Source organism: Coprococcus hominis (ex Arizal et al. 2022) (genome assembly GCF_040094675.1).
Classification (GTDB): domain Bacteria; phylum Bacillota; class Clostridia; order Lachnospirales; family Lachnospiraceae; genus Coprococcus_C; species Coprococcus_C hominis.
Genome location: NZ_JBBNHG010000026.1, coordinates 1 through 23682 on the forward strand (window position 1 = coordinate 1; position 23682 = coordinate 23682).

The window sequence follows — 23682 nt, forward strand, 5'->3', positions numbered from 1 at the left end:
GAGACTGCAGATGCTGCGTCGTATAAGGTTTTCTTGCGTACCCGGATCACCGGATTGGTCGTCACATATGCCTGCTCGATGCTGTAATGTGGATATGTGTCTAGCTGATCTGGCAGTTTATGAAATAAAAATTTGCGTTCGATTTCCATATTTTGTTCCTCCGTGTCTGGAATATCTTGAAGATTTCCACAAACTATTATATACTACATGTAATTATGGGATGGAATTGTAACATTTGTTAGATACAAATTCGTAAAACCATAACCAATCAATAATTCCTTGTAAATTATAATGTATTTTATAATAGAAGGAAAGTGGAATTTTAGAAGATGAATATACATGTTTGCGGGTCGGAAATCAACCGGTTTCATGATGCGCAGGGCAAGGAGGATGCATATGAGTAAAGTAAATGTATATCTTGCAGATGGTTTTGAAGAGGTCGAAGGGCTGACCGTCGTAGATCTGCTGCGGCGCGCAGGTATCGAGACAGATATGGTATCCATTATGGGACGGAAAGAAATTACCGGTGCACGGAAGATTCCCGTGCTGGCAGATAAGCTCTTTGAAGAGCAGGACGATCCGGATGTGATCGTGCTTCCGGGCGGTATGCCGGGAACCCTGCACTTAAAGGCGCATGAAGGTCTGGCAGATCTGATCCGGAAAGCAGACAAGGAAGGAAAATTGCTTGCAGCAATCTGTGCAGCACCAACCATCTATGGAGAGATGGGACTTCTCGAAGGAAAGAATGCAACCTGCTATCCGGGCATGGAGGACAAGCTGCTTGGTGCAAACTGGCAGGAGCAGCCGGTCGTTGTCGACGGAAACTTCGTGACAAGCCGGGGCGTTGGGACAGCGATTGCATTTGCACTCACATTGGTTACAATCCTGAAGGATGAAGAAACAGCGAAGTCTTTGGCGAATAGTATAGTTTATAAATGGTAATTCCAATCGGGAGGACGTTATGTACAGATTAACGATAAAGGATATATTGGAAGCAACAGGCGGCGTATTGCTGTGTGGCGATGAAAATACAGAGATCAAAGATGTCTGCATCAATTCCAAGGAGATCAAGCCGGGCGATTTGTTTGTCCCGATCATCGGGGAGCGGGTCGATGCGCATCGTTTTATCGAGAGCGCACTTCACACAGGTGCGGCAACCCTGACATCACAGCATACCGATATTGTTGTATCGGAGAAGCCGTTTGTCTACGTGAGTGATACAGAAAAGGCATTGCAGGATATCGGCGCTTATGTGCGCAGGAAGTTTAAGAAGCCGGTTATCGGTGTGACCGGAAGTGTTGGAAAGACGACAACGAGACAGATGATTGCAACCGTACTTTCGGGATGCTTAAATGTCTATCAGACCGAGGGCAATCTGAATTCCCAGATCGGTGTGCCGCTGACCCTTCGACGGATTGACGAGAACGCAGAGGCAGCCGTGCTTGAAATGGGTATCAGCGAACCGGGACAGATGGAGATTCTGTCTGACATGGTGAAGCCGGATATCTGTGTCGTGACGATGATCGGTGTTGCGCATATCGAATTTATGAAGACGCGTGAGAATATCCGCAAAGAGAAGTTGTCGATTATCAATCATATGAGCCCGGATGGTGTGCTGTTCCTAAATGGCGATGATGCACTGCTTGCAGAAGTGAAAGGTGATACCGGCGTCCGTACATTTACATACGGCACTGGTGCGGACTGCGATTACCGGGCAGAGAATCTTCATATGGAAGATTACCAGTATGTATATGATTTCGTGCATGGAGACACGCGTGTGCATGTGCGGCTCAACGCACTTGGCAAGCACAATGTCGGAAATTCACTGGTCGGTCTTGCAATCGCAGATTATATGGGATTGGATCTGGAGAAGGCAGCAGCCGGACTTTCCGAGTTCAAGGGGCTTCGTCAGAAGCTGATCCGTGTTCCGGGCAAATACACGATCATCGATGATACTTATAATGCAAGTCCGGATTCCATGAAGGCAAGTCTGGATGTGCTGGAGGATCTGGAGACAACCGGTAAGAAAATCGCGGTGCTTGGCGATATGTTCGAGCTTGGTGAAAATGCAGAGCAGTATCATTATGAAGTCGGAAAATACGTGGCGACGAAGAAAATCGATGAGCTGGTCGTAGTCGGGGATCTGGCACAGCATATCATGCAGGGCGTACAGGACAGTAATTCTGATATCAACTGTTACAGCTTCAAGGACAACGGCGAGGTTGCTTTGTATCTGCTTTCTGTGATGCAGCCGGAAGATATCGTGCTGATCAAAGGCTCGAATGGTATGCATCTGGATGAAGTTGTAAATAATATGCTTGGATAATAAGATACATGAATTGTGACAGTGGCATGGCGATGAAACAATTTGTGTATCCGATGAGGTTCTATGGATGCATAGGACCTCATTTTTAATGTGGTAAGCAATGGAAATGCTTGTACATATGTTGATGTGTGAAATCATGGGACTATATATAGATAAGATCGTGCGTATTGTGCGGCTACACTTGCACGAGCCAGTGGAATGTGAAAACACATATGAAATAATCCGGCGGCATGATAGGATGTAATTGTGAAAAATCTGTAAATTATGAAAATACAGGTTGACAGTCAGAATATGGTGTGCTATATTAACAATAACAAAAATGATAATCATTACTGATTTAGAAAAATGTGGATCAATCAGTTCTCGTAAGTATCATTTTGTATAATTGCAGATATTATAGCAAAGTATATCATGTGTATAAACATGTGGAAGAATGAAAGGAGATTTATTATGAAATTTGTATGTACAGTTTGTGGATATGTTTATGAAGGTGACGCAGCTCCGGCAGAGTGCCCAATCTGCCATGCTGGCGCAGATAAGTTCAAGAAAGTAGAAGACGGAGCGATGACACTGGCTGCAGAGCATGAGTTTGGCGTATATGCTTCTACTGTTAAGAACAACCCGGAAATCAGCGACGAGGATAAGAAGTTTATCTTCGATCAGCTTAAAGCAAACTTCAATGGTGAGTGCTCAGAGGTTGGTATGTACCTTTGCATGGCAAGAATCGCACATCGTGAAGGCTATCCGGAAATCGGTCTCTATTGGGAGAAGGCAGCTTACGAAGAAGCAGAGCATGCAGCAAAGTTTGCTGAGATGTTAGGTGAGGACTTAGAGCCAAACATGACAAGTTCTACAAAGAAGAACCTTGCTTGGAGAGTTGACTGCGAATATGGCGCAACAGCAGGAAAGGTTGACCTTGCAAAATGTGCAAAGAAGAATAATCTGGATGCAATCCATGACACGGTTCATGAGATGGCAAGAGACGAGGCAAGACATGGCAGAGCATTAGAAGGATTACTTAAGAGGTACTTTGGTTAAGCTACAAGCCATGCAAAACAGTAAAAATAACGCTCCGCAAGTTTACTTGCAGGGGCGTTTATTTTTGCTGTTTTATACGGCGCCAGCCGTCCATGAAGCGCCCCGAAGGGGTGCGAATGGGGCATGGCTTGTGATTTTACCTTTTTCCATAAGCATATTAGGTAAAATGTTTGGAATATAGATAAGTGGGAAATTCTCTGAAAAGTGAAAAAATGAAAGATTGTCAAACGGAAAAAGATGCGATAGAATATAGGACAATTTATTGAACCGAACGAGATCGGGTGCAGATTGAGGAGACAGACGAAACAATGCGATTCCTTCAGAAACAATATAATAAAAAATGGATGCTTCCGTTGCTGACTTTTGTAGTCGGATGTTTGATTTTGACAGCATTTATACATCATTCTTATGATACAAACCGAAAACAGGTGCGGATGATTACGGAGCTGAATGCAAGCACCTATGCGGAACGACTACGCGACGATATGAACCGCGGAGTTGCTATTACCGATGCACTGAAAGCGATCATAATCAGCGGGAATGGGACAATTGACAATTTTGAAAAGGTATCTGAGAATCTGATGTCAGATTTTGTTCAAAGCATACAAATTGCACCGGATGGGGTTGTCACAGAGATTTACCCGGCGGAAGGAAATGAGGCAGGAAAGATAGACCTGCTTCATGATGAAAAACGTGGGGGAATCTGCCGCTATGGAAGAGATAACAATTGTGTAACGATGCAGGGACCATTTGATTTAAAGCAGGGAGGTCGTGGAATTGCAGTTCGCTATCCTGTCTATCTTGAGGCGGCGGATGGGAATCCTGTATTCTGGGGATTTACCATAGTGATTATCCGGGTTCCGGAAATTTTTGAAGAGTCGGTGCAGGCTCTTACGGAGTTTGGGTATGATTACTGCCTGACCAAGACGGTTTCTCCGCTTTCGGAAGAACGTGAGAGATTATCCTTCTCGAAAGAAGATTTGACAAATCCGGTTACATATACGTTTGAATTCGGCGGCTGTACATTTAATCTGGCAGTCACGCCAAAAGATGGATGGGAGCAAGGGAGGAAGATACTTCCGAATCTGGTTCTTGGATTCTTCATTGTATTATTTTTGACGGGATTGGTGATTGTCATTCTTGTAATCGAATTCCATCGGGAGGTATTAAAGAAGATAGCAATCACGGATCCGTTAACCGGACTTTTGAACCGGGATGGGTTTGATGAACAAATCAAAAGTGCAATACAGGATACCCCGGATGCGCATTGCGTGGGAATTCAGACAGACATTGATGACTTCAAATTTATCAATGATATGTATGGACACGAAGCAGGTGATACCGCGCTTCGGATACTTGCGCAGAGTATGCGGAATGCTTTTGAAAAGGATGCGATTCTATGCAGAAATGGTGGCGATGAATTCTCGGCGGTTCTGATAGGAATGACGGAGGCAGAAGCGAAGGAAAAAATCGAGAAATTCACTATGCAGCCTAGATATATCACACAGAATGGAGAGAAACGTCCATTTTATATTTCGCTTGGGTATGCAGAATATCCGAAGGATTGTGATGATGTATCGGAATTAATCCGCTGTGCGGATATGGCACTTTATGCGGTGAAATTACACGGAAAGCATAGCTGCTGTGCGTATGAGGGTAACTACAAAGTGCAGAATAGAAGCCAGTTGGGATTTGCACTTCAGGATGTGTCAAGAAATCTGCCGGGGGCATTTCTGATATACATTGCGGATAAAACGAATGACCGCATCTTATTTGCGAATCAGGAGTTGATAGAATTTGCGGGATGTAAGGATTTTGATGAGTTTCTTGCATATACGGATCAACGATTCCGGAATCTGATTCATCCGGAGGAGCAGGATGCGGTTGAGACGAGCATCTGGAAGCAGATTGATTCGGAAAAAAGTGGAAACAATGATTATGTCAAATTCCGTTTTGCGAAAAAAGACGGAACGTATCGGCCGGTATTCGATCATGGAAGAATCGTGAAGAGCCGGTATTATGGAAATGTATTTTATGTGTTGATTATGGATTGTGCTCTGATTGATTCATATTATGACAAAATGTGATCGGCAGTGCCCATACATATCAATAAGCAAAATAGAAAAGAGGCAACAACATGGGTAAAAAAGAAGAGAAAACAAATGTGATGCGTCTGCTCGATCAGGCGAAAATCGAATACAAGCATTACTGCTATGCAGGCACGGATGCGGTCGGCGGCATGGAGGTTGTCGAGGTACTGCACCAGGATCCGGATCAGGCATTTAAGACACTGGTCACAGTCGGCAAATCCGGCGAGCATTATGTGTTTGTGATTCCGGTCAATCAGGAGCTTGATTTGAAGAAAGCGGCAGAGGCTGCCGGCGAGAAATCCATCGCGATGATTAAGTCCAAGGAATTGCTGCCGTTAACCGGCTATATTCATGGCGGATGTTCACCACTTGGAATGAAGAAGCAGTTCCGTACATTCTTCCATCAGACCGCCAATGATTTTGAGACGATTATGTTCTCGGCAGGAAAGATCGGCTATCAGGTGGAGGTGAGTCCGGAAGCACTCCGGAAGATCCTGAAATATGAGACCTGTGATCTCGTAAAGGAATAAAAAAATCGTATAAATCCCTTTACATTTGCCGATAATTAGCTTATAATCGAGACAATTATAGGGAAAAAGCGTTGAAGGAGACTGCCGACAACAGGACATGACAGGGAATATGGTCACCGACTGAGAGCCATAACATGACACCATGTCTGGTGGAACACTACCGGAGCTGATAAGCTGAAGCCTACGTGGAGCTACATCCTAAGAGGTCTAGGTTTATCCGGAGCATTCACGTTACGAATGAAGAGAGGAATCCGTCTTATATATATTTATTACAGATGGTTTCAATGCGGGTGGTACCGCGGATGTAACACATGTACATTCGTCCCGAGGTCAAAGCACATTTGACTTCGGGATTTTTTAATGCAGAAAAGGAGATAGGAAAATGCAGGCAAACATTTACAGAGACATGACAATGGCGCAAGTATCAGAAGACCTTGTCGGAAAAGAAATCAGACTGGCAGGATGGGTAGAGAACATCCGTGACCACGGTGGCGTATCCTTTGTGGATTTACGGGACATGTATGGCGTAATGCAGGTTGTTATGCGCGATACAACGTTGCTCGATGGAATTACTAAGGAGCAGTGTATCTCCGTAGCGGGACTGGTACAGCATCGTGACGAGGAGACATACAATCCGAAGATTCCAACCGGAACAATCGAGCTGGAAGCACATGAGGTAGATATCTTAGGAAAGGTGTACAAGCAGCTTCCGTTCGAGGTGACAACCTCCAAGGAAGTCCGTGAGGATGTCCGTCTGAAATATCGGTACTTAGACCTTCGTAACCGCAAGGTAAAGGAGAACATGATCTTCCGTTCCAACGTCATCTCATTCCTGCGTCAGAAGATGACAGAGATGGGATTCATGGAGATTCAGACACCAATCCTTTGTGCATCTTCTCCGGAGGGCGCACGTGATTATATCGTACCATCCAGAAGATACAAGGGTAAGTTCTATGCACTCCCACAGGCACCACAGCAGTACAAGCAGCTTTTGATGGTGTCCGGATTTGATAAATATTTCCAGATTGCACCTTGCTTCCGTGATGAGGATGCAAGAGCCGACCGTTCCCCAGGTGAGTTCTATCAGCTCGACTTCGAGATGAGCTTTGCAACACAGGAAGACGTATTCAAGGTTGGCGAGGAAGTGCTTACCGCAGCATTTAAGAAATTCGCTCCGAAGGGATACACCGTTACAGAAGCACCATACCCAATCATCAGCTACAAGGAAGCAATGCTGAAATATGGTACAGATAAGCCGGATCTTCGCAATCCACTTGAGATCATCGATGTGACAGAGTTCTTCCAGAGATGTACATTTGCACCATTCCACGGCAAGACCGTTCGTGCGATTGCAGTACAGAAGAAGCTTTCCAAGGGACAGCATGAGAAGATGCTGAAGTTCGCGCAGTCTATCGGTATGGGCGGACTCGGATATCTCGAAGTATTGGAAGATGGTTCTTACAAGGGACCAATCGACAAGTTTATTCCGGATGATATGAAGCAGGAGCTCAAAGATCTCGCAGGCTTGAAGGAACTTGATACGATTTTCTTCATCGCCGATACAGAGAAGCAGGCAGCTCTCTTTGCAGGACAGATTCGTACCGAGCTTGGTAACCGTCTTGATCTGCTTGAGAAGAATGCATATCGTTTCTGCTACATTAACGACTTCCCGATGTTTGAGTACAATGTGGAAGAGAAGAAGATTGGATTTACACACAACCCATTCTCTATGCCACAGGGCGGCTTAGAGGCATTAAATGAGAAAGATCCACTGGAGATTCTTGCATATCAGTACGATATCGTATGTAATGGCGTGGAGCTTTCATCCGGTGCCGTTCGTAATCATGACATGCAGATTATGGAGAAGGCATTTGAGATTGCAGGCTATGATAAGAGTGTTCTGGAGGAGAAGTTTGGAGCACTTTACAATGCATTCCAGTTTGGAGCACCACCACATGCAGGTATGGCTCCGGGTGTCGACCGTATGATCATGCTGCTTCGTAACGAGGAGAATATCCGCGAGGTTATCCCATTCCCTATGAGCGGAACCGCACAGGATCTCATGTGTGGCGCACCAAACGAAGTCACAGAGCAGCAGCTTCGTGAAGTTCATATCAAAGTACGCCAGTAGTATTTTTCAGCAAAGAGAAGGCAATTGTGATTTCATATGAATTGCTTGCGTTAACATGAATGATATGTTTGCGGAAATAATCATTAGAAGAGTAGTATATTGAGATGTTCGGATTTATTATTCTTAAGCAGACCGTTGAAGCACGTTGGTACTTAATAAGTGACAATTTATTGGCACGAATTTAGTACCACTACGTGCTGAACCGAACGAGAGCGCGTCTGCGTAGAAAATAAATCCGAACATCTCAGAAACAATAATAGGTTTATTGATTATTTTCGCAAACTATAATATGTAGATTCGCAAGCATTATAGGAGGAAAAATATGACGATTACAGATGAAACAATTGATTATGTAGGTATTCTGGCGAAGCTCGAGCTTTCCGATGAGGAAAAGGAGCAGGCGAAGCAGGATATGTCGAATATGCTGGAATACGTCAGCAAATTAAATGAGCTCGATACCGATTCCGTGGAACCGATGAGCCATGCGTTTCCGGTCAGCAACGTATTCCGTGAGGATGTTGTGACAAATGGGGATGACAGAGACAATCTTCTGGCAAATGCACCAGAGCAAAAAGATGGCTGTTATAAAGTGCCGAAGACATTTGACTAAGGAGGGCGGTATAGATGAGAAAAGATTTAATGAAATTAACCGCCGTTGAACTCGGCAAGAAAATTAAAGACAAAGAAGTGACCGTCGTAGAGGCAACGAAGGCGTGTCTGGAGCGAATCAAAGCACTCGACGAGACATACAACTGTTTCGTCACTGTGGATGAGGCAGGCGCACTGGCACAGGCGGAAGCAATTCAGGCAAAGATTGACAGTGGAGAGCTTACCGGACCGCTGGCTGGTGTTCCGGTTGCCATCAAGGATAACATGTGTATCAATGGTATGCTTACAAGCTGTTCTTCCAAGATTCTGAGTAATTTCGTTCCGACGTATACAGCAACTGCCGTTGAAAAACTGCAGGAGGCAGGTGCGGTTATCATCGGAAAGACAAACATGGATGAGTTCGCTATGGGTAGTACAACGGAGACTTCTTATTATGGTGTGACAAGAAATCCGTGGGATACAGACAAGGTACCGGGCGGTTCTTCCGGTGGTTCTGCAGCAGCCGTTGCAGCAGAGGAAATTCCATATGCACTTGGTTCCGATACAGGTGGAAGTATCCGTCAGCCGGCCGCATTTTGCGGTGTGACAGGTATCAAGCCGACATACGGAAGAGTGTCCCGTTATGGTTTGATTGCGTATGGTTCCTCGCTTGATCAGATCGGACCACTTGCCAAGGATGTCACAGACTGTGCCACAATCCTTGAAGCAATCTGTAAGCATGATGACAAGGATTCTACTTCCTATGCACAGGCAGAGGATGATTTCACATCTGCATTAGTGGACGATGTAAAGGGAATGAAGATTGGTATTCCAAGAGATTATTTCGCAGAGGGTATCGATGAGGATGTTAAGACAGCTGTGCTTGCAGCCGCAAAGAAGCTCGAAGACAAGGGTGCAATCGTGGAAGAGTTTGACCTTGGTATGGTAGAATATGCAATTCCTGCTTACTATATCATTGCATCCGCAGAAGCATCTTCGAACTTAGAGCGTTTCGATGGCGTCAAATATGGTTACCGTACCGCAGAGTACCGTGACCTTCACAATATGTATAAGAAGACCCGTTCCGAGGGCTTTGGTGCAGAGGTAAAGCGTCGTATCATGCTTGGTTCCTTCGTCCTTAGCTCCGGTTATTACGATGCATATTATGTAAAGGCACTGAAGACAAAGGCGCTGATCAAGAAAGCCTTTGACGATGCATTTGCAAAATACGATGTGATCTTAGGACCGGTTGCACCAACGACGGCATTGAAGATGGGCGAATCTTTAAGTGATCCGATCAAGATGTATCTGGGAGATATTTATACAGTATCTGTAAATCTTGCCGGTCTGCCGGGTATTTCCCTTCCATGCGGACAGGATAAGGATGGTATGCCGGTTGGCATGCAGCTGCTCGGACAGACATTTGACGAGAAATCAATCATCCGCGCAGCGTATGCATTTGAATGTACAAAGACTTATAAGCGTCCGGATGCTCTAGGCACCGTGGAAGCAGAAAGGGGGCTTGCATAATGAGTAAAACATATGAGACAGTCATCGGCCTGGAGGTTCACGTAGAGCTTGCCACGAAGACGAAGATTTTCTGTGGATGTTCGACTGCATTTGGCGGTGCACCGAATACACATACCTGTCCGGTTTGTACCGGTATGCCGGGATCCCTTCCAGTGCTCAATAAGGCGGTAGTTGAGAAAGCAGTTGCGGTTGGTCTTGCAACGAACTGTACAATCACACAGAACTGTAAGTTTGACCGTAAGAATTATTTCTATCCGGATAACCCGCAGAACTACCAGATTTCGCAGCTTTATTATCCGATCTGCCGGAATGGTAAGGTAGAGATCGAGGTTGACGGGAATAAGAAATATGTCCGTATTCATGAGATTCATATGGAGGAGGATGCAGGTAAGCTGGTACATGATCCGTATACAGACAGCTCGCTGGTTGATTACAATCGTTCGGGCGTGCCTCTGATTGAGATTGTATCCGAGCCGGATATGCGTTCCGCAGAGGAAGTCATTGCTTATCTTGAGAAATTAAGACTGATCATCCAGTACCTTGGTGCTTCGGATTGCAAGCTGAACGAAGGGTCCATGCGTGCCGATGTCAACCTGTCTGTCCGTGAAGTCGGTGCAGAGAAGTTCGGTACAAGAACCGAGATGAAGAACCTGAATTCCTTCAAGGCGATTGCGAGAGCCATCGAGAACGAGAAGGAGCGTCAGATCGATCTGATTGAATCCGGTGAGAAGGTCATTCAGGAGACAAGAAGATGGGATGATACAAAGGAATATTCCTATGCAATGCGTTCGAAAGAGGATGCACAGGATTACCGTTACTTCCCGGATCCGGATCTGGTTCCGGTTATGATCAGCGATGAATGGATGGAAGAGATTCGCAGCCGCCAGCCGGAGCTGCGTGACGAGAAGCGCATCCGTTACAAGGAAGAGTATGATATTCCGGATTATGATATTGACATTCTGACGAACTCCAAGAAGCTTGCAGATATCTTCGAGGAGGCGATTGCGCTTGGAGCAGCACCAAAGAAGGTATCGAACTGGCTGATGGTTGAGACAATGCGTCTGATGAAGGAAGCATCCATCGATGCCGATGACTTAAAATTCTCAGCAAAGAACCTTGCAGCTATCATCAAGATGGTCGATGACAAAGTCATCAATGGTACGGTTGCAAAGGAAGTGTTCGAGAAGGTATTTGCAGAGGATATCGATCCGGAAGCTTATGTCGAGGAACACGGCCTGAAGACTGTCAATGATGAGGGCGCGCTTCGTACTGTCATCTTAGATGTCATCGAGAAGAATCCGAAGTCTGTCGCAGATTTCAAGGGCGGTAAGGAGAAAGCAATCGGTGCACTTGTTGGACAGACGATGAAGGCAATGCAGGGTAAGGCAGATCCATCCGAGGTTAACCGTATTCTGCGCGAAGAATTAAGTAAATAATTTTTAATCTACGGAGTTGACTTAGGTACGAACTCCTAGATGCAAAGAAGTCCACCTCAAAAAATTCACGTTACAATTTTTGTGAGGTGGACTTTTTGCATCCCGGAGTTCTGGTAAAGGAAAAACGGAAAGCAAAAAAATTTATGAAAATATTCTTCGCATAAAACGGTTCGCCTTGTGTAATACAAGAAATTATAATAAAATTAAAGCATAAAGGTAAGCACTACGGAGAAGTAATATCTATATTTGAATAGATATTATTCGCTTAGTTTAGTCTGTAAATTAGGAGGCAAATATTTTGTATATGTATATCTGCGCCATATTTTGAAATATAAATATGTTTGTAACTTAGAAGTACTTGATGTTCTGTGAGCAAACAGCAATGTTTGAACACGATGTTCAAACAAGCCGCCGCTGAGCCATGGACGGCGAGCGGAGGGCGCATATGAACGAAGTTCATATTTAGGATGCGCCCGACAACCTGCCGCCGAGCGAAGCGAGGGGGCAATACCCGCAAGGCGGTTGCGTCCTATATCATTATGTGAATCAGAACATCTAGAACTTCTTAGTTACAATACATCTGATATTTCAAAATATGGCGTGGATATATTTAACAAAATATTTACCTCCGTATTCTCTTGATAAGCAAAAGGAAAAACACTATGAAAAAAGAAGGATATTACTCGACCGGCGAGTTTATGAAACAAGCGAATATTACGAAGAAAACCGTCCGCTACTACGACGAGAAGGATATCCTGAAGCCCTCCTTTGTCAGTGATTCCGGCGCCCGTTACTACACGGAGAAGGATCTGGCGAAGCTTCAGCAGATACTTCTGTTAAAGTATCTTGGTTTCTCGCTGGGCGATATCAAGGAGATGCAGGTGGACGATGCGGACAAGCATTTTATCGTCAACTCCCTGAACATCCAGCAGAAGCTGGTGGAAGACCGTATCGAGCAGCTGCAATTAGTGAAAATGACGATCAAGGAGGCAACCGATGATCTGCAGGCAGACCGGGAAGTAGACTGGACGAAGCTGTTCGAGTTGATTCAGGTGGCAGATTTGGAGAGCATCCTGAAGAAACAGTACAAGGATGCTTCGAATATCATGGCGCGGATCAACCTGCACAAGCAGTATTCGGTCAATAAACAGGGCTGGTTCCCGTGGATCTATGAGCAGATGCAGGTAAAGCCGGGGCAGAAGATTCTGGAGCTTGGCTGCGGTGCCGGAGACCTCTGGGTGGAAAATGCAGAGAAGTTTCCAGAGGATATTTCAATTACAGTTACGGACATTTCCGATGGTATGCTGCGTGATGCAAGACGCGAAATCGGCAGGGAGGATGCAGTGTTCTCGTATGCGATCTGTGGCTGCGAGTCGATTCCATTTGCGGATGCGACCTTCGATCTTGTCGTGGCGAACCATGTGCTCTTTTACTGCGATGACATCGGGCAGGCGTGCCGGGAGATCCAACGCGTGTTGAAACCGGGAGGTGTGCTTGTTGCGGGTACGTATGGCTCGGCGCATATGAAGGAAATCAGCCGGTTAGTCATGGAGTTTGATGACCGAATTGTGCTTGCGGCGGAGAATCTGTATGACCGGTTTGGCAAGGAGAATGGAACAGATATTCTTCAAAGTACATTTGAGCAGGTGGAGTGGCGGCAGTATGAAGATGCGATTGAGATTGACGATGCCGAACCGCTGATCTCATATGTTTTGTCGTGTCACGGAAATCAGAATCAGTATATTGCGCATAAATACAAGGAATTCCGGACATTTATGAAGAAGAAAATAGTGGGTGGCTTTCACATTACAAAGGATGCAGGAATATTTCTTGTAAAAAAATGAAAAAAACACTTGACTATGCCCTAGGGGCACCCTGTATAATAAATACATAACAAACACATATTCGAATATACCGGATTGTGTTTCGACTCAAAAGCGCGAGACAAAATCAAGAAAATAAAGGAATGATTTAAGGAGGTAGAAAAGTGAGAACGTATTTAGTAACTGGTGGTGCCGGATTTATCGGTTCCAATTATATTCACTACATGTTTAAGAAGTATGATAACGAGATTCGCATTATCAACGTCGATGTGCTGACATATGCAGGCAATCTTGAGAATCTGAAGGATATCGAAGACCGCGAGAATTACACATTTGTAAAGGCAGATATCTGCGATAAGGAAGCAATCTCGAAGATTTTTGCAGAGAATGATATCGACCGCGTGGTACATTTCGCAGCGGAGTCACATGTAGACAGAAGTATCAAGCATCCAGAAGTATTTGTACAGACAAATGTACTTGGTACAGCCGTTATGTTGAACTGCGCGAAGGCTGCATGGGAGCTGCCGGATGGCACATTCAAGGAAGGAAAGAAGTTCCTGCATGTATCGACAGATGAGGTGTATGGTTCTCTTCCGGACGATAAGAATGCATTTTTCTATGAGACATCACCATATGAACCACACAGCCCATATTCTGCAAGTAAGGCAAGCTCGGATATGCTTGTAAAGGCATATATGGACACTTATAAGTTCCCTGCAAATATCACGAACTGCAGTAACAATTATGGACCTTACCAGTTCCCGGAGAAGCTGATTCCTCTGATTATCAACAATGCATTGCAGGGTAAGAAGCTTCCGGTTTATGGTGATGGCAAGAATGTCCGTGACTGGCTGTTTGTTGAGGATCACGCGAAGGCAATCGATATGGTTCAGGAGCAGGGACGTCTGTTCGAGACATACAATGTCGGCGGACATAATGAGAAGCAGAATATCGAAATCATCAATATTATCATTGACACATTGCAGGAGATGCTTCCGGCGGATGATCCGAGACGGGCACTTGTATCGAAGGATCTGATCACTTATGTAGAAGATCGTAAGGGACATGACCGAAGATATGCAATCGCACCGGACAAGATCAAGGCGGAAATCGGCTGGTATCCGGAGACCGATTTTGCAACTGGTATCAAGAAGACAATCGCATGGTTCTTCGAGCATGAGGACTGGATGAAGAACGTGACAAGTGGTGATTATCAGAAGTACTATGACGACATGTACGCAAATAAATAAGACGTGCGAAATCATCTATAATGCCGATGCGGGCACGTCGTATCGAATGCAAGGGGGCGGAAATTATGAAAAGACAAGCATGGAAGCGAATGCAGGCGTGGCTTCTTGTCGTTGCAATGCTCGTTTCTGTTGTAACAGGAATTGGCACTACGAAAACTGCGAAGGCAGCAACCAAGATGGGTGTTACCTATACCGTGCATGTACAGACCTATGGTGACCAGCAGGGATGGGTTCATGATGGTACGATGGCAGGAACGAAAGGACAGGCAAAACGTTTAGAGGAGATTCGCGTCAAACTGACCGGTGATGAATATTCCGGAAGCATCCAGTACAAGACACATATCCAGAGCTATGGCTGGCAGGATTGGTCATACAATGGAGAGAAAAGCGGCAGCCGTGGACAGGCAAAACGTCTGGAAGGCATTGAGATTCAGCTTACCGGTGAAGTGGCAAAACATTACGATGTTGTATATCGTGTGCATTGTCAGACCTATGGCTGGATGGACTGGGTGAAGAACGGTGTCATGGCTGGAACGAGCGGACAGGCAAAACGATTAGAGGGCATCGAGATTAAACTGGTTCCGAAGAGTCAGATTGTAGATATGGGTGTGCAGTATCGTGTGCATTGTCAGACCTATGGCTGGATGAGCTGGCTTACGGATGGGAAGACGAGCGGCACGACCGGCGAAGGAAAACGTCTGGAAGCAATCGAAGTAAAATTGACCGGAAACCGGTATTATGGCGGCATCTCATATCGGACACATGTGCAGACGTATGGCTGGGAGACAAAGATGGTCAGTAATGGTGCCATGTCTGGAACGAGTGGGCAGGCGAAACGTTTAGAGGCAATCGAACTGGAATTATATGGAGAGGTTGCATATTATTATGATGTATACTATCGGGTTCACGCACAGAGCTATGGCTGGCTTGGATGGGCGAAGAATGGTGAGACTGCCGGAACAAGCGGCATGGCAAAACGTTTAGAGGCAATCCAGATTAAGCTTGTGCCAAAGAACAGTGATACCAGTCAGTTTGAGGATGGAAAGAAAGCCTATATCAAAGGGACGCCAACTGCGAACTACTCAACACAGGCACAGGAAGTTCTGGCACAGTGTAATGCACAGCGGCAGGCAAATGGTATTGCGGCACTTTCCTTAGATCCAGAGCTTACAAAAGCAGCCAATATCCGGGCGCAGGAGATTGCAACCTTGTTTTCCCATACACGTCCAGATGGAAGAAAATGTTTTACCGTGTTAGATCAGATCGGGTATTCCTATTGGTCGGCGGGAGAGAATATTGCGGCGGGATACGGAAATTCTTCTGCTGTAATGAATGGTTGGATGAATTCGCCGGGACATCGGAGCAACATCCTCAATGCCGGTTTTAAGAGACTGGGTGTTGGTTATGTGTATATTCCGAATTCAGAATATGGATATTACTGGGTACAGATTTTCTCGAATTAGAATTTAGAATCAGAATTAAAAAGAGAGTCCAAATCGTTGAGATATGGACTCTCTTTTTTTCGTTGTATTAAAGTGTATAGCCGTTTTTCTCCAGCAATGCGCGGGCAGTATCGACGGAATCAACTCCTGTGCTGTTCTTGACTGGCGCAAATTCATGCTCGCGGTCGACCTCGAAGATCAGACAGTCGTCCATCTCGTGGATCAGATCGAGAGCCAATGTCTCAAATTTAAATGCATTTGGCTCTGCCGGGGTAACCGGATTACCGGATTCGTCCACGTAAGGAACCTTTTTCTTTACTATATGCAACGGCATGGATTTATCCAAAGTTTCCTTCAATTTCTGGATTGGGAACAGATAGTTCAGGATAGCTCCAAATCCGTAGGCAAGACTGCCATCTGGCAGACGCTTGTTCAACATATCATCAGTCATTTCGTAATACTCGATAATATGTGGCTTGCCATCTTCCTTGCACATGACACCAACTTTTTCTTCCGGACACGCTTTGCGGACAACCTTTGCTCCACTCATCTTTCCACTGTCGATGGTTGCACCTAAGAATACCGGATCGGCAATCCGCTGCAATACATTGTCCACAGAAAATACATTGATCCATTCCAGATTGGATTCAAAAATTCCTTCCAGAAGTCCAGCTTTGTGCATAGAAGAGAACCAACCGCCGTTTCCGTTTGGAGACAGGGCAAGCTCGTATTTGGATTTCAACAGAATCTTTCCGTTAAAGTCCGTAGCCGGGTTCAATTCCTGTACAAAGAAATGTACATAAGCTGGGTTATAACCAAAATAATCATGTGCTTCAAAGAAAGTCACAGTATCCTGATAGTTAATGTTGCTCGTCATAATATAAAGCGGAATCCATGCATCTGCAGCACGCACGATGTCTAACGTGTGCTCAATCAAAAGCTGGAAGATGTAGAGTTCCTTTGTAATACCAACATTGAAACAGCCCTTTGGTTTGTCGAAACCAAGACGAGTGCCCTGTCCTCCGGCGAGAAGCAAAAGGCAAAGCTTTCCTTCCTTGATTGCCTGCAAGCCGATAGAATGATAACGTTCTGAATCTGCCTGGATCTTATCCAGATGCAGTGCATCGATCTCCTCAATCATGGTATCTTCTTTTTTCTTGTCGTTGTGAAATGCCTGTTCAAATCCCCAGTCAACTGCATCGATCTGTGAAAATAAGATTTGCTTTTCATCATCATTTAACTGGTCGAGAAAGCGTAATAGATGTACCTGTTGCTTCCCCTCCAATAAGTTCTTTCGTTCCTTAAAATTCATATATTCAAATAAATTCCTTCCATAATATAGTAGTCAAAATTTAATTTAGTATAGCATAGGCATACTTTGTTTACAACAGTCAAAATATGAAAGTTTTTTGAAAAATTAGCAAATAAGGAAAAAGAATATTGTAATTTTATGAAGAATCATGTATGATAGGTAAATAGTTTGGTTTAGAAAAAACACAAAGATGGAAGGATAAGAATATGAGCAGGAAAAAGGCAGGCATGAGTGCAAATGCCAAATGGGGAATTGCATTTCTGATTGAAATCGTTGTTATGTTTTTTATGGTTGTCGGATATTTATTCTTTTATGCAAATCGAAAATTAGACAACATTAACCGCCCGACAAATTGGGATGACAGTAAAGAAAATTTGGATATTAATGAAGATGCGAATGAGGCACAGAAGGGATATCGGACAATTGCATTGTTTGGTATCGACTCTAGAAGCACAACTTCCATGGCGGAAGGAAACCGAAGTGACTCTATCATTATCGCAAGTATTAACAATGATACAAAGGAAGTAAAGCTTGCTTCAGTATATCGTGATTCCCTGCTTCAGGTAGATTATGATGGCGGTATCACGACGAAGATTACACATGCATATGCATATGGTGGTCCAGAGATGGCAGTCCGTGCATTGAATGCAAACCTGGATTTAGAGATTACAGATTTCGTAACGGTTAACTTTACAGCGTTGGCACAGGCGATTGATGATCTGGGTGGAATTACGATCGATGTCCGTGAAGCAGAGCTTGAGATGCTGAATGCATGTATTACAGAGCAGATTGGTATTTCCGGCGAATATTCTGATGGTGTATTTTCAGCAGGTACACAGTTGCTGAATGGTACACAGGCAACTGGCTGGGCACGTATCCGTAGTACAGATCAGGGAGATATCACCCGTACAGAGAGACAGAGAACCGTTATTGCGAAGATGATTCAGAAGGCAAAGAGTTCCGATTTGTCAACCATCAATGATATTATTGATGATGTATTCCCAAACATTTATACAAGCTTGACAAAGAAAGAGCTGATGAGTCTTGCAAAGGATATGTTTGATTATAACCTTGGAGATACAATCGGATTCCCGATGGCATATGCACCAGTCACAACAGATGCAAAGGGTGCCGTACTTGTTCCTGCAGATCTGACAACGAATGTATCCGCATTGCATGAGTTCCTGTTCGGAACACAGGATTACACGCCGACCTCTAAAGTACAAGGCATTAGTTCTTCCCTTCAGAGTGAGACGGGAGTTGGAGCACAGGAGATTGATTTGAATATCTTCAATCCGCCGACCGAATAAAGTTATTATTTTGAAACGTATTATATATAGAAGAAACGCATTTTTTACAGAATACTGTGAGGGATGCGTTTCTTTTTTGTATAAGTGATTATTCAGAAGTGCATGTATTCTGAAATGATAGTGAAAAAACTTTGTGAAAATATGGATTTGCTTGTTATTTTCCACAAAAATACAAAAAATGGTTTACATTTCGAATAAAGTGTTGTATTATAGGCGCATGAGTTGAGAAAACAAAGTGAAAAATGTGTTTTACTTGATTTTCGCCAGCACAAGATTTTTTCGAGAAAGGAAAGACAAGCATGACGCAGATAAGAGATGAAAGAGCGCATATCGCAGAACAGGGCATGTATGATAGCAGCTTTGAACATGATAACTGCGGTATTGGTGCAGTAGTAAACATTAAGGGTATTAAGACACACAAGACAGTCAGCGATGCACTTCGGATTGTGGAGAATCTGGAACATCGTGCCGGTAAGGATGCAGAAGGAAAGACCGGTGACGGTGTTGGTATATTGCTTCAGATCTCACACAAGTTCTTCAAGAAGGCAGCAAAGGAGCTTGGCGTGGAGCTTGGAGAGGAACGTGATTATGGTATTGGTATGTTCTTCTTCCCACAGAATGAGCTTCAGCGTAAGCAGGCAATGAAGATGTTCGAGATCATCGTGGAGAAGGAAGGACTGGAATTCCTCTGCTGGAGAAAAGTTCCGACGAATCCGGGAATCCTTGGACATAAGGCTGTCGCTGTTATGCCATATATTATGCAGGCATTTGTGAAGCGTCCAAAGAACGTGGAGCGTGGACTTGATTTTGACCGGAAGCTGTTCGTAGTACGCCGAGTATTTGAGCAGTCAAATGAGGATACGTATGTTCCATCTCTTTCAAGTCGTACGATCGTATATAAAGGAATGTTTCTGGTAGGCGAGCTTCGCTTGTTCTATCAGGATCTGCAGGATGAGGATTATGAGTCAGCCATTGGTCTGGTACATTCCAGATTCTCAACGAACACAACACCGAGCTGGCTGCGTGCGCATCCATATCGTTTCCTTGTTCACAATGGTGAGATCAATACAATCCGTGGTAACGAAGACCGTATGATTGCCCGTGAGGAGACAATGGATTCCGAGTATTTCAAAGGAGAGTTCCACAAGATTACACCAGTACTTGATCCGGATGGTTCCGATTCTGCAAGACTGGACAATGCGCTGGAGTTCTTCGTTATGAACGGAATGCCGCTTCCACTTGCAGTTATGATCCTGATTCCGGAGCCTTGGGATTCCAATAAATATATGCCGAAGGCAAAGCGTGATTTCTATCAGTATTACGCAACGATGATGGAGCCTTGGGATGGACCAGCATCCATGCTCTTTACCGATGGCGATTACATGGGAGCCGTGCTTGACCGTAACGGACTTCGTCCTTCCCGTTATTATATTACCGATGATGATTATCTGATTCTTTCTTCCGAGGTCGGTGTTTTGGATATTGAGCCGGAACATGTAGTGATGAAGGATCGTTTACGTCCGGGTAAGATGCTTCTCGTCGATACGAAGGCAGGAAAGCTGATCTCGGATGATGAGCTGAAAAATCAGTATGCAAATGCACAGCCATATGGTGAATGGCTCGACAGCAATCTGACATATCTGACCGATATTCCAATTCCAAATGAGCGTGTGCCGGAGCTTTCCAACGAGGAGAGAAGCCGTCTGCAGAAAGCATTTGGTTATACCTACGAGGAGTTTAAGACAGCAATTCTTCCAATGGCACAGAATGGAGCAGAGGCGATCGCAGCAATGGGTGATGATACCCCGCTTGCGGTGCTTTCCAACCAAAAGCTTCCGTTGTTTAACTATTTCCATCAGTTGTTTGCGCAGGTAACGAACCCGCCAATCGATGCGATCCGTGAGGAGATCGTCACATCGACGACGGTTTACCTTGGACGTGATGGTAATATCCTCGAAGAGAAACCGGAGAACTGCCGCGTGCTTCGCATCAACAATCCGATTCTGACGAATACGGATATGTTGAAGATCAAGAATCTGAATACAGAGAACTTGAAGGCAGCCGTTGTGCCAATTACTTATTATAAGAATACATCCTTAGAGAAGGCAATCGACCGTATCTTCGTCGAGGCAGATAAGTTCTTCCGTGATGGAGCCAATATCCTGATCTTATCTGACCGTGGTGTCGATGAAAACCACGTAGCGATTCCGTCTCTGCTTGCAGTATCTGCGATGCAGCAGCATCTGGTTCGGACGAAGAAGCGTACTTCCGTTGCATTGGTTATCGAGAGTGCAGAACCACGTGAGGTACATCATTTTGCAACGTTGCTTGGTTATGGTGCTTGTGCAATCAACCCATATCTGGCAATCGATACGATCAAGGACATGGTTGATACGCATTTCCTGAACAAGGATTTCTATGCGGCAGTCAATGATTACAACAGCGCAGTCCTGCATGGTATCGTAAAGATCGCATCGAAGATGGGTATTTCTACGGTGCAGTCTTATCAGGGGTCACAGATCTTCGAGGCAGTCGGACTGTCCGAGGAATTTGTAAAGAAATATTTCACGAACACGGTAAGCCGTGTCGGTGGTATCGGAATTAAAGATATCCAGCGCCATGTGGAGGAACTGCATAATTCTGCATTTGATCCACTTGGATTGTATACGAACCTGAGTCTGGAGAGTATCGGAAGCCACAAGATGCGAAGCGGGAAAGAGGAGCATCTGTATAATCCGAACACGATTCATCTTCTGCAGCAGGCAACATGGACAGACAACTATGATCTGTTCAAACAGTATTCTGCAGCGATTGATGATGAAGAAAAAGCGTTCCATCTGCGTGGACTGATGGAGTTTAATTATCCGGAAAATGGTGGAATCCCGATCGATCAGGTAGAGCCGGTTGATTCCATTGTAAAGAGATTTAAAACAGGTGCCATGTCTTATGGATCCATTTCGCAGGAGGCACATGAGTGTATGGCAATCGCCATGAACCGTCTCGGCGGCAAGTCCAATTCCGGTGAGGGTGGCGAGAGCTTGGAACGTATGCGTGGAAGCAAGGACGGCGTGAATCGTTGTTCTGCGATTAAACAGGTTGCTTCCGGTCGATTCGGTGTTACATCCGAATATCTGACAAGTGCGAAAGAGATTCAGATTAAGATGGCACAGGGTGCGAAGCCGGGTGAAGGTGGACATCTGCCGGGCGGAAAGGTATATCCTTGGATCGCCAAGACCAGACATTCAACACCTGGTGTAGGTTTGATCTCACCACCGCCACATCACGATATCTATTCGATCGAGGATCTGGCACAGTTGATCTATGATTGTAAAAATGCAAATACAGATGCACGTATCTCGGTAAAGCTTGTATCGGAAGCTGGTGTCGGCACGATCGCAGCAGGTGTTGCAAAAGCAGGCGCACAGGTTATCCTGATCTCCGGTTATGATGGTGGTACGGGCGCTGCTCCGGCAAATTCCATCCATCATGCAGGACTTCCTTGGGAGCTTGGTCTGGCTGAGACACACCAGACGCTTATTATGAACGACCTTCGTAACAAGGTAATTCTTGAGACCGATGGTAAGCTGATGACCGGCCGTGATATTGCAATCGCGGCAATCCTTGGTGCGGAGGAGTTCGGATTTGCGACAGCACCGCTTGTAACAATGGGCTGTGTCATGATGCGTGTATGTAATCTGGATACCTGTCCGGTCGGCGTGGCTACACAGAACCCGGAGCTTCGCAAACGGTTCAAGGGTAAGCCGGAATATGTCATGAATTTCATGCGGTTTGCAGCACAGGAGCTTCGTGAATATATGGCAAAGCTTGGCGTGCGTACGGTGGATGAGCTGGTAGGAAGAACAGACCTGATCAAGGCCGGCAAGATGGCTGAGGAATATAATGTTGATCTGTCCCGTATCATAGACAATCCGTTTGCGAATGATGCACAGAGTAAGATCAGCTATGCAAATAAGAATCCTTATAACTTCGAACTTGAGAAGACGGTCGATGAGACGGTTCTTATGAAGAAGCTTGGACCTGCGCTTGAGAAGAAGCAGAAGAAGACCATCGAGATCGATGTATCGAATATCAATCGTTCACTCGGTACGATCTTCGGTTCTGAGATTACGAAGAAATATGGAACAACTCTGGATGAGGATACATTTGTTGTCAAATGCCACGGCAGCGGTGGACAGAGTTTCGGTGCATTTATCCCGAAGGGACTCACACTGGAACTGGTTGGCGACAGCAACGATTATATCGGTAAGGGACTTTCCGGTGGTAAGATCATCGTCTACCCACAGGATGGTATCCGCTATGATGCATCCGAGAATATCATCGTCGGAAATGTTGCACTCTATGGAGCAACTTCCGGTAAGGCATTCATCAACGGTGTTGCCGGTGAGCGTTTTGCTGTGCGTAACTCCGGTGCAACGGCAGTTGTGGAGGGCGTCGGCGAGCATGGCTGCGAGTACATGACAGGTGGCCGTGTCGTGATCCTTGGACCAACCGGCAAGAACTTCGCGGCTGGTATGAGCGGCGGTATCGCATATGTACTTGATATGGACAGCGACCTTTACATGAAGCTCAACAAGCAGATGGTCGAGGTTGAGTCTGTCGTTGATAAATACGATGTTATGGAATTAAAGGACATGATCGTGGAGCATGTTCAGTGTACGAATTCCAAGCGCGGCAAGGAAGTACTCGAGCATTTCGAGGAGTACCTGCCGAAATTTAAGAAGATTATCCCACATGATTACAAGAAGATGATGTCGACGATCGGTCAGATGGAGGTCAAGGGACTTTCCAGCGAGCAGGCGTTGATCGAAGCATTCTATGCAATCAAGAATCATTAAGAGAGAGGAGCGTATGACTT

Annotated in this window: 15 protein-coding genes; 14 read left to right on the forward strand and 1 reads right to left on the reverse strand. The window is 45.2% G+C overall.

Features of this window, described 5'->3' with window-relative positions; all coding sequences use genetic code 11:
• Positions 1–396 precede the first annotated feature (396 nt).
• The 12 genes from AAAT93_RS03555 (at position 397) to AAAT93_RS03610 (ending at position 16205) form a co-directional block, all read left to right on the forward strand.
• A complete protein-coding gene (locus AAAT93_RS03555) occupies positions 397–942 on the forward strand; it encodes a DJ-1 family glyoxalase III (protein ID WP_021985345.1) in 546 nt (181 codons plus the stop codon).
• Positions 943–961: 19 nt separating this feature from the next.
• Positions 962–2326, forward strand: coding sequence for a UDP-N-acetylmuramoyl-tripeptide--D-alanyl-D-alanine ligase (locus AAAT93_RS03560; protein ID WP_021985344.1), 1365 nt, complete (start codon positions 962–964; stop codon positions 2324–2326).
• Positions 2327–2773: 447 nt separating this feature from the next.
• Complete coding sequence (locus AAAT93_RS03565; protein WP_227573069.1) at positions 2774–3364, forward strand: NADH peroxidase; 591 nt, start codon at positions 2774–2776, stop codon at positions 3362–3364.
• A 383-nt stretch (positions 3365–3747) separates the two neighbouring features.
• Entirely contained in the window at positions 3748–5451 is a 1704-nt protein-coding gene (locus AAAT93_RS03570) for a diguanylate cyclase domain-containing protein (protein ID WP_349095468.1), read from the forward strand.
• A 50-nt stretch (positions 5452–5501) separates the two neighbouring features.
• A complete protein-coding gene (gene ybaK / locus AAAT93_RS03575) occupies positions 5502–5984 on the forward strand; it encodes a Cys-tRNA(Pro) deacylase (RefSeq protein WP_118734440.1) in 483 nt (160 codons plus the stop codon).
• A gap of 382 nt (positions 5985–6366) precedes the next feature.
• Positions 6367–8115 (forward strand): aspartate--tRNA ligase, encoded by a 1749-nt coding sequence (gene aspS / locus AAAT93_RS03580; RefSeq protein WP_117781542.1) that lies wholly within the window; start codon positions 6367–6369, stop codon positions 8113–8115.
• A gap of 322 nt (positions 8116–8437) precedes the next feature.
• Complete coding sequence (gatC, locus tag AAAT93_RS03585) at positions 8438–8725, forward strand: Asp-tRNA(Asn)/Glu-tRNA(Gln) amidotransferase subunit GatC (protein ID WP_021985339.1); 288 nt, start codon at positions 8438–8440, stop codon at positions 8723–8725.
• A gap of 14 nt (positions 8726–8739) precedes the next feature.
• Positions 8740–10233, forward strand: a complete 1494-nt coding sequence (gene gatA / locus AAAT93_RS03590) for an Asp-tRNA(Asn)/Glu-tRNA(Gln) amidotransferase subunit GatA (RefSeq protein WP_118734439.1) — start codon at positions 8740–8742, stop codon at positions 10231–10233.
• A complete protein-coding gene (gene gatB, locus AAAT93_RS03595) occupies positions 10233–11669 on the forward strand; it encodes an Asp-tRNA(Asn)/Glu-tRNA(Gln) amidotransferase subunit GatB (protein ID WP_021985337.1) in 1437 nt (478 codons plus the stop codon). Before gatA ends, gatB begins: the two co-directional genes overlap by 1 nt.
• Before the next feature lie 662 nt (positions 11670–12331).
• A complete protein-coding gene (locus AAAT93_RS03600; protein ID WP_227572972.1) occupies positions 12332–13513 on the forward strand; it encodes a MerR family transcriptional regulator in 1182 nt (393 codons plus the stop codon).
• A gap of 143 nt (positions 13514–13656) precedes the next feature.
• A complete protein-coding gene (gene rfbB, locus AAAT93_RS03605) occupies positions 13657–14742 on the forward strand; it encodes a dTDP-glucose 4,6-dehydratase (protein ID WP_117781544.1) in 1086 nt (361 codons plus the stop codon).
• A gap of 65 nt (positions 14743–14807) precedes the next feature.
• On the forward strand, positions 14808–16205 hold the full coding sequence (locus AAAT93_RS03610) for a CAP domain-containing protein (RefSeq protein WP_147354351.1): 1398 nt from the start codon (positions 14808–14810) through the stop codon (positions 16203–16205).
• Positions 16206–16272: 67 nt separating this feature from the next.
• Here AAAT93_RS03610 and AAAT93_RS03615 read toward each other — a convergent pair whose 3' ends face one another.
• Complete coding sequence (locus tag AAAT93_RS03615) at positions 16273–17496, reverse strand: UTP--glucose-1-phosphate uridylyltransferase (RefSeq protein WP_227572973.1); 1224 nt, start codon at positions 17494–17496, stop codon at positions 16273–16275.
• Positions 17497–17702: 206 nt separating this feature from the next.
• On the opposite strand from AAAT93_RS03615, the gene AAAT93_RS03620 reads away from it, so the two are divergent.
• Both AAAT93_RS03620 and gltB read left to right on the forward strand, forming a co-directional pair.
• Entirely contained in the window at positions 17703–18806 is a 1104-nt protein-coding gene (locus tag AAAT93_RS03620) for an LCP family protein (protein ID WP_118374077.1), read from the forward strand.
• Positions 18807–19105: 299 nt separating this feature from the next.
• Positions 19106–23662, forward strand: a complete 4557-nt coding sequence (gene gltB / locus AAAT93_RS03625; protein WP_021985331.1) for a glutamate synthase large subunit — start codon at positions 19106–19108, stop codon at positions 23660–23662.
• Positions 23663–23682: the final 20 nt, after the last annotated feature.